Annotated in this window: 6 protein-coding genes; 4 read left to right on the top strand and 2 right to left on the bottom strand. The window is 50.0% G+C overall.

The genetic code is table 11. The features are described 5' to 3' along the window. Window positions 1-28: 28 nt before the first annotated feature. Window positions 29-721 (bottom strand): hypothetical protein, encoded by a 693-nt coding sequence (locus AAA857_RS08620; RefSeq protein ID WP_338174561.1) that lies wholly within the window; start codon window positions 719-721, stop codon window positions 29-31. Between the two features lie 474 nt (window positions 722-1,195). Here AAA857_RS08620 and AAA857_RS08615 point away from each other — a divergent pair, with 474 nt between their 5' ends. From AAA857_RS08615 to AAA857_RS08600, 4 genes are all read left to right on the top strand, one after another. Further along, a complete protein-coding gene (locus AAA857_RS08615; protein WP_338174560.1) occupies window positions 1,196-2,083 on the top strand; it encodes a hypothetical protein in 888 nt (295 codons plus the stop codon). A 167-nt stretch (window positions 2,084-2,250) separates the two neighbouring features. After that, window positions 2,251-2,502 carry a hypothetical protein gene (locus AAA857_RS08610; RefSeq protein ID WP_338171911.1) on the top strand — a complete coding sequence of 84 codons (252 nt, stop codon included), beginning with the start codon at window positions 2,251-2,253 and terminating at the stop codon, window positions 2,500-2,502. Between the two features lie 42 nt (window positions 2,503-2,544). Further along, window positions 2,545-3,222: a hypothetical protein gene (locus tag AAA857_RS08605; protein ID WP_338174558.1), complete on the top strand. Its 678-nt coding sequence runs from the start codon at window positions 2,545-2,547 to the stop codon at window positions 3,220-3,222. Window positions 3,223-3,232: 10 nt separating this feature from the next. Then, window positions 3,233-4,861, top strand: a complete 1,629-nt coding sequence (locus tag AAA857_RS08600) for a hypothetical protein (RefSeq protein ID WP_338174557.1) — start codon at window positions 3,233-3,235, stop codon at window positions 4,859-4,861. Window positions 4,862-4,864: 3 nt separating this feature from the next. Here AAA857_RS08600 and AAA857_RS08595 read toward each other — a convergent pair whose 3' ends face one another. Then, entirely contained in the window at window positions 4,865-8,692 is a 3,828-nt protein-coding gene (locus tag AAA857_RS08595) for a hypothetical protein (protein ID WP_338174555.1), read from the bottom strand. Window positions 8,693-8,792: the final 100 nt, after the last annotated feature.

Genomic DNA, 8,792 nt, shown 5'->3' with positions numbered 1-8,792 from the left:
GGTTAGCGCTTGTCTCTTCTTCAGGAGATCACCTCGAAAATATTGCAGATAAATCGGTAGATTCTATGATTGATAGCACCTGATGGATGGATAAAATGAGGAGAGGGAGGAGCACAAGCCTCAATTGTGATTCGAGACTTTGTTCGTGCAAGAAGCAAAATTTCTCGTAGTATGCGATGCGTAGGTTGAGTACAGTATAAGCAACAAGACCAAAGAGAATACCTTGGGAGAATTCAATGGGTAAACCATAGAAATCCAACCTCTCTGGATTTAACGTCGATGAAACAGCAAAGGTAAACACCACAAAATAGCCGACGAGGCTACTCCAAGAGATTGATGTCGGCTGAGCAAGACAACCAAGAATCGGATCGAAAAGACGAACGAGACACAAAAATACGAAACACAAAATCAACCTGCCCTCTAATCCCGGCACATAACCCAAACGAATGATAATTAAACTCACCAAAACGGAAGCGAGAAAGATGTGAGAATAGCGGACTAAGGAAAGAGGGAAATTCGAATATTTTGCAAGAAATCTGCGTGAAAATGCTATGTTTTCTGAACGGTAATGATGCTGAATAATCCAAGCCTCTTGAATCCAAACCAAAAGGAAGGCTAAGGCTGAAAACAAGAGCGGGGGGGAGAGACCTGAGGCATCATGGACAAAGGGTATCATGACCGATGATGCGACCGCAAAAGACAGTACAGCCCTCTGGGTCATGCGATACCATGTATTGGATTAACTAATATCCGTTTCGGATGTGGGGACTGCCAGAAAAAATTGAATCCCATCAGTAGCCTGTCCAGCAGAGGTTTCGTAGTTTAGGAATCCATCCACTAGAATCATATGCGGGACGGTCAGCGCTGCTAAACCGGTGAAAAAGACCTTCAGCAACGCAAGCTCGACGCCGATGCTGGCCGATTGTTGAGCAAGCACCACCAAACCGAACGTCCAGGTAAACTAGGAACGTCTCCAACCATGGGGTTCCGTGTTTAGCCTTGTTGACAAACATGGATTAGAGATGATTCTAGGCACTTGTGAGTCTAAACCCTTCTTGCAATCTTTCCGTAACGGTTGGTGGGGGGTTTATAACCAACGGGGGAGTTTGGTGAGTCTAAACCTACGAAACGAATGGAACATGAATAATATCAAACAACTGGAAAGTTGATTTAGATTGCACTCACACCAAAACATATGACGGGTGGGGTTGATAATTCAGTCAACTTGGCAAATACTGCCGCACAATTCCAACAGGCCAGAATGCTTGCAGCCCAGTCTGCGATAATGCAAGCTCAACTAAATGTGCAATCCGAATTGGTTCACTTGGAAAAACAAAAAAACAGGCGAGATGATTTAGAAAGGCAAGCAAGACAACAACTAATTGATATTGAATTTGAATTTAGAAACATTTGTAATTTGAGTGATAAATTCCCGTTATACTCATACTACTATTGCGAACACATGTTCAGAATAATCGCATCAAATGATTATTTTAATCGATATCTTAGTCAGATTGAAGACATTCGTCTTGCAAGAGAAACAGCCGCAAAAATTGAAATCCAAATGCGGAAAATTGCAACAAAGCATTCCCGAAAAATCACTTCGGAGTATACGTTTTACTCTCAAGGAATGGCCAACATGTCAACAATCGAAGAGACTCTTAGTTTGGTTCATTCTACGGTTGAACGCAAAATAGAAAGAGATAGGGATTATCAAAAATATACTGACAGAATGAGTAAGAGTTGGAAAAAGGGAATTGGCTACATTATTGGAACGATAACAGTGGTATTCAGTGGAATGATTCTCTTTAATAACACTGGCATTGAAGACTTTTTTGAGAAATGGTGCTTTCTCTATCTGGCCTTAGTTGGTTTTTTTATTCTATTTTTCAATCGTTCGCTCGACGAATTCTCTAATGTCAACAAATACACAAGAATGATCGACAGTGTTAACAATAAATTTGAAAGAGAGCAACAAAGAATTGAAGCAAATACAGCATTATTGGGATTTCGGGATCATACTGAAATTAATGAGTGGTTATCTCAAAATGAAGAGTTTTTTTCCACAAGGAACCCATATTAGATTAAGCCTTATGGAATCCTTATGAGTCCGAACCTACAATGCAAAATCGCCCGCCATGCATCATGCAGTTGAATTGCCGTTTGCTAGTGCCATCAAAAAGTGGGACCCCCGGGCGAACCCAACCACGGTTGATGTACTTCCTCAACAGAGTATAACATGAGAATACAATGCGAGGAAAAGGCTCACAAAAAAAGGCTCGGCTGGAACGACTGAAGAACGAAATCATCGATTACGTAGGCACATCGCCGGGCGCATCTGCGGCGGACATCGTTAGTTTTCTATCAAACGATCGTAAAATGCGAAATCATGGTTTGACAACCAGAAAGGTTGGATTGTTCATCCCACGTCACCTCTCCGAACTGATTGGATTTCACCTGGATTCCTCTACTGGAAAGCGAATCTATCATTTGGTCGCTTGATGAAGCACCACATTCATGCTGAGGTGCTTGGTGCGCCAACACATGAACTGGCCAACCTCTGCCCAACCTGAGGCGTTGTTTCCTTCATTCAGCGGTAATGAAGACGGAGCAGTCCCTCAATTTCCAGCAGGAGAACCGGCTTGGCGAATTCTTGACCCAGCTCATCCAATGGGCATCAAATCCCAAATGAGCCAACTTTCTGGAACAATTGATTGTGAAAACCCTGGATTCTTTACGGGGGGAGAAGGCATCATCATCGACGCTACTGCAACGGTTGAGGCCGGTGCTTACATCATCGGCCCGTGCTACATTGGCCCTAGAGCTGTTATTCGAAGCGGCGCTTATGTCCGTGAATACTCGTGGATTTGCGCCGATGCCGTAGTCGGACACGCCACGGAAGTGAAGCATTCCATCTTGCTACCAGGTGCCAAAGCGCCGCACTTCAACTACGTAGGAGATTCAATTCTTGGAGCAAACGTCAATCTTGGCGCTGGAACCAAACTGAGCAACCTACGAAATGACGGAAACGAAGTCCATGTTCGAATTGACGGAAAACGAATCGGAAGCGGGTTGAGGAAATTTGGCGCCGTGTTAGGGGAAGGTTGTGCCCTTGGGTGCAACAGTGTCACCAACCCCGGAGTTGTCTTGGGCTGTAACAATGTGGTGTGGCCTAACGCAACCGTTACCGGAATCCACGGCCCTGACGTTGAACATCGCTGAGGTGGACCGTATGACGTTCTCGTATTTCGGAACCGATGGAATCCGTGGGGAAACCTCGCTTGAGAAGGTGGATGAAGAGGAAGCAATTCTTGCTCTCACAGAGAAAAGGACGCTTCATCCTTCGTTGATGCGGGTGTTAGGAGAGGCGTTAAGCCACGTTCAATCTCTGTTCCCGGGGCAAGGCCATACGGTCGTGGTCGGATGGGATGACCGGCCGCATAACGAAGCCATCGTTGAAGCGCTAACCCTTGGACTTCAGCTCAGTGGAAGCAACGTTGTTCACATTGGTTTGTGTGCTACACCAACGCTTCACGCGGCAGTTCTGCACAACAATGCGAGAATGGGATGCATGATTACCGCAAGTCACAATCCCGTTTCAGATTCTGGAATCAAAGTCTTTGACGCTCATGGTTTCAAAACAACGCCTGAACAGGAACAGGAAATCAGTCGAACCTTGTTGGCTCTAGCAAGCGAAGAGCGTGAAGTCAACTTGGATGAACAAAAGCGACTGAGCGAGCCTGCGGTTCGGATGAGTGAGGAATGGGCTCAAACCTTCCATCAAGCCTGGCTTGAAGCTCGTTGGGCAGACTTTGAAGGCGTATTTGGAGGATGCACGACTTCTGTTCAAAACGGAAGAATTGCTACTCCGTTCCTCCTCGATTGCGCCCACGGTTCAGGGGCTTCATGGCTCTCGGACGTTCTCACAAAGCGTGGCATAGAAACACGCGAAGTGAGTGGGAGCGCGCTCGCCCTCAATGCAAACTGTGGTGCTGGGGATTTCTCTCCAACACAAACATGGACGGTTGAGGAAGCTGCTTCGTCCTCTCATGCACTCCTTTCAAACCTGAAACCAGCACCTATTGGAACTCTGGTTGGAGCCGCATTGGACGGTGATGGCGACCGGTGTTTATTGATCGAGTCAACAGAAGAGGGTTACAAAGTAATTGACGGAGACGCCATGGCTGCAATGTTGGTCGAAGCAGGACAGCAACAGGGGCCGTGGCGTTTTGCCGCAAGCATCGAATCTGACGTTGCATTAACAGGATTTGTTTCACAGTTCCACCCAGATACACAGTGCCTCGAAACAGCTGTTGGTGACCGTTGGCTCTCGGTTGGATTACGCCACCCTGACGGATTGATGGTCAGCGATTCCATGCCTCTCCGGCTTGGAGTTGAAGATTCGGGGCATCTTGTCATGCCGGCATCGCACCCTGGCCGTGAAGGAGATTGGAGTCTCGTTGGTGACGGTGCTGCTTCACTCTGCGCCTTTTTACTGGCCCAAGACGGTTCCAATTCTCGTTCCTTCAATCGCGGATGGAAGCGAAGAGTCTCGGTGAAAGAGAGCCACCGTGAACGCTGGCAGCGAGGGAATGCGCTGCAAGAAACTGTCTCTGACAAGATCTTAACGACGCTCAAGGACAAAGGCATTGAAGCCGGAACACGAACCATTGAGGGGGAAGAAAATCTCCTCCTCGTTCACGGTGATGGGTTAGAAGGTACGCTCTCGTTTGGTATTCGCAACAGCGGAACTCAAGCAAAGACGAGTCTTTCCTTGCGTCTTTCTCCTGAGTTGAACGCAGAGACCTTCCTTCCCTTACTTGAGGACATCGAGCGTGTGTTGACCGAGGCCCTGCAATAGGCTTCAATCCTCAGCAAGTGCTTCTTGACGGCCTTGAGTCAGGGCTGTTACTGCGAAGAGAAGAACGGCTGAGGCTGCAAGCATTGCAAGAAGGTACCCGACTTGAGCACCAGCAACAAACGAGACAGCAGCAAACAGCCAGGCGATGCCCAGGTCTACAGCGCCGATGACGCGCCATGATTTGCGGAGGGTGAAAATGCCAGAAATCCATGCAGTTGCCGATGCGGCGAGACCTGCAAACACCATCAGAGGAAGCGATTGTCCAAGCAAGGCGGCAGGATAGAGCATGATGTGAACCCCCCATAATGCACTTGAGAGCCAAGAGCCATGCTCTTGAGCAACAATGGAGGCAGTCCAAACCATGCATCCGATTCCGACAATGGACGCTGAAAGAACAGGTTCAAGCGTCATTCCTGCTGGTGTGAGGGCCCATGGATTGAACGATTGTAACGCAAACGGTAGGGCAGCGATTACGGCCAACATCACAGCAGGCTGCGCCCATGCAATGCTTCGCCGAGCTGCGAACAGAACCACGACAAGACTGGCGGGTCCAAACGACAGGAGAACGCAACAAGCGAGCCATGCGCTTCGTCCTAAAGCACCCCGGTGGTCGTCGAGGTCCCGCCGAAGGCGCTCGCCTTCAACCCAGTCAAACAACAGAACAAGAACAAGAAGAACAAGTTCAACACCGATCAGTGGTAGAACCCACTGCATGGTATCTCCTTCCAGGGGGTTGAAGGAAAACGGGACTGGAACCTCTCCTCCAACAACCAGTGCAAGGACGCGGTCAACGGCAAAAAGGCCGACAACGGCTTCAAGTGCACTGGGTAAACGAAGTCCCAGATCATTGCGTCCAATCAATCCCATTCCACCAAGGAAACCGATTGAGCCCATGAGAACGAAGAGGTGGAACGCATCCTCTCCATCAAGAACACCGGTGGTCATGCGTCCAGCAAGGTGAACAACGACCAACCCTGTCATACAGAACGCGATGGGAGATTCCACTCCTGCAATGTCGGGAAGGCGTAGCCCGATGGAATTCGCACGCAATCGAGAAAGGCCGACCATGAGAACCGAAAGGACTGCGCTAAACATGAGGGCTTGCAGCCCACCGTCTGTTGCAAAAGAAACCCATGCAGCTCCCAAGAAGGCCACTCCAAGGAACATGAGAATGATCACCGGGCGGTAATGAATATCTCCGATGATGAGGTCGTCTGCGGAGCCTGTATCGGTTCGTTTGGACCGCTTTCGTTGTGCCTCAGCAAGACGTAACATCTCCGCATCCAGGTGCTTGAGTTGAACCGAGGTTGTCTTGTCTGAAGTCATTTCTTCGGCTACCAAGTGGCGAAGACGTTCCCGTTTCTCATCAAACTCTTCTCGCCGTTGTTCTTGGGCTGCAAGTGCTTTCAATCCCGACCGCACTTCTCCTTGAAGAGCCAAGTAAGCACCGGTGAGGACGAAGAGTACCAAGGCTGCAAGTTGGATTTCTGCTTGGTCCATCCCTTGACCGGCTAGCGCCATGCTGACCAACAGCCCAAGTGCACCTATGGTCGGTGTGAGTAACGATTCAATCTTCAATATGCGATTCATGTAGATGACCAGAGAGATTGCTCCAAGGACCGTTAACATGCGAAGGTTTTCGACATCGTTCAGCCATCCATCTTGACCGGTGAGAACCGCCTGCCGTTGGGGCTCAAGTCCTATGATGAGAAACAGGCTGGTGATGATACCAAGATGGAGGGTGAGCAGTCGCCCAGGAAGTGCTTCCAATCGCTCCAACTCTTCTTTTGTTCTCCCTTCTTTTTGGCGTCGCTCTGCTGCGAGGAGGAGGAGCACGCTTGCAAGAACGAGAATCAGGGACCAAATTGCTTCCTGGCCAAATTTCCATGAGAGGGTCATGGCGGCTACGCACCATACGGTAAACAGCGTTCGCGGTTTTCCTCTGTGAACGTCTTGTAGCACAAGGAAAGCATGGGAGAGGATCAGCAGCGACATGCCGCCAAAGAGTCCCAATGCAGTGAGGCTGCCCGGGCGAGCCATCGAAACGAAGGTCAACACGGCCAATACAAAACTAAGGTTCCAGAGGTTCAGGGCTTTCGAATCTCGTAGCCGTGCACTGATTTCAGAAAAGCCCCCAAGGCGCCCAGCAAGGTTGAGGTTTGAACTACCGAGTGACATGTTCACGCCGACTTGTTGAACCACCAACAGGGCCATCCAAACCGCTATGTCCTGCTCCGCAAGAACGATCGGAAGCACGTCCGAACTCACAAGCCGTGATTCGAAGTCTGTGGCAAAAACAAGCAACCAGAGATAAGGCGTCAACACAGCCACACCCGCTATGCTTGGCGAGCGCCGAAGCAATGCAAGCCCTGCCAGTCCCAACCACACAATTCCTTGTGTAGCGAGAAGGATTCTCGAATTCGTTCCACCGTCTTCGGCAGGGATCAGCAAGGTGAGCAAAATCACCACGGCAATGCCTCCAACCCAAAGCACATGGTCGGATACACTGGTCTGATGCTGCAGAAGAACAATGACGGTTAATCCAGCCAACAATGAGGCAAAGATGGAATATGCTTCGAGACCAAACGGCCATTCGATGGACACGGTGCCCGTAACCATCAACGCCAATCCAGCCAGTAAGAACGGCGTGGGGCCAAGAACATAGGGCATCAACGTCGTCCAAGGAACGCCTCGAACCACAAGATAGGACGCACTGAACGCTGTAGCGATAAGCATCAATTGGGCAAGGGCATACCCTGTTTCGGAACGGTGAGCGGCGATGGCCATGAGTGCGCCGATCATACCAATCGATACGGACACCGCCCAGAGGCCGGGTTTGCCCAATCCAAGGGCGTTAGCAGCAGAACTGAGCCAATTCTCATGATGAACGAAAACCGCAGCCATGGCCGCATTCGCAGCACTGACCACTGCTAAAAGGAGGAAAAGTGTGAGGTCATTCTCAATTGGAATCAGGGTCAAGGAAAGAACGGACCAATCGTTTGACAGTGCGTGAACCCCTACCCACAGATAAGAAATGGATATGCCGAGGCTCGCCAAATTTCCTGATGAGCGTAACAGAGCAAGGACGTGCATCAACGCCATGGCGAGCAGAATGAAGACGGCCACTCCTGCGCCACCAAAGACGGCTCCTGCAGAACTCCCAACCGCAAAAAGGACCAGCGCGGACTGTGCGGCGATGGCGTCTTCATCGTGGCGAAAAGCAACGGCGACGTTGAGACCCACCAGGCCCAACATTGCGATGCCTAGAGTTTCACTGCTTCCGATTGGGCTGGAATCGAACCAACCCCAGCTCCAAGCGTCAAGAGCCAATCCGTAAAGCAACTTCATTGAGATGATGACCCAGGTGATTCCGAGTAGGTGCATGGATGGCCGTGGAATCCATCGCTCACCCAAGGCAAAACCAAAAAGAGCCATTGAAAGAAGACCAAGAGCGCTGAGGAGAGGAGGGAATACGGTCCCCACCAGCGCCCCGATTGCGGTCCATATGAGGACCATCATCACCATCATGGCCCGACTGATTTGTTGTTCGCCGTGCACGGCAATTTGAGTGACGGAGTCTGTCGCTTCATGATCATCATCGGAGGGTTCCAAATCGGCGGTGAACATTTCATTCAACGTTCCGACAGCGGCATCAATTTCTTGCTCTCCGACCTTCACGTCATCTTCGGGAGTTTTCTCGATGGGTTCTGTGTCTTCAGAAGCCACCATGAACGTTCCAAGATTCAATCCACGTGCGCGCCCAAACTCCTTCTTGCGCAAGACTTCATCTTCCCCCGCAGGACCCGTTTGGGTTCCGCTTCGGTCGTCCATGGGACTTGGTGAGGCCTCGTCGCCTTGAATATGCCCGTTGTTTGTCAGGGAAACGGTTCAAATCGTCGTACATCGCCGTTATGTCGGCATGGTTTTTATG

The organism is Candidatus Poseidonia alphae (assembly GCF_943787815.1).
In the GTDB taxonomy this organism is placed as follows: Archaea; Thermoplasmatota; Poseidoniia; order Poseidoniales; family Poseidoniaceae; genus Poseidonia; species Poseidonia alphae.
Note: the sequence above shows the minus strand (reverse complement) of the source record. Positions and strands in the feature narration are given on the sequence as shown.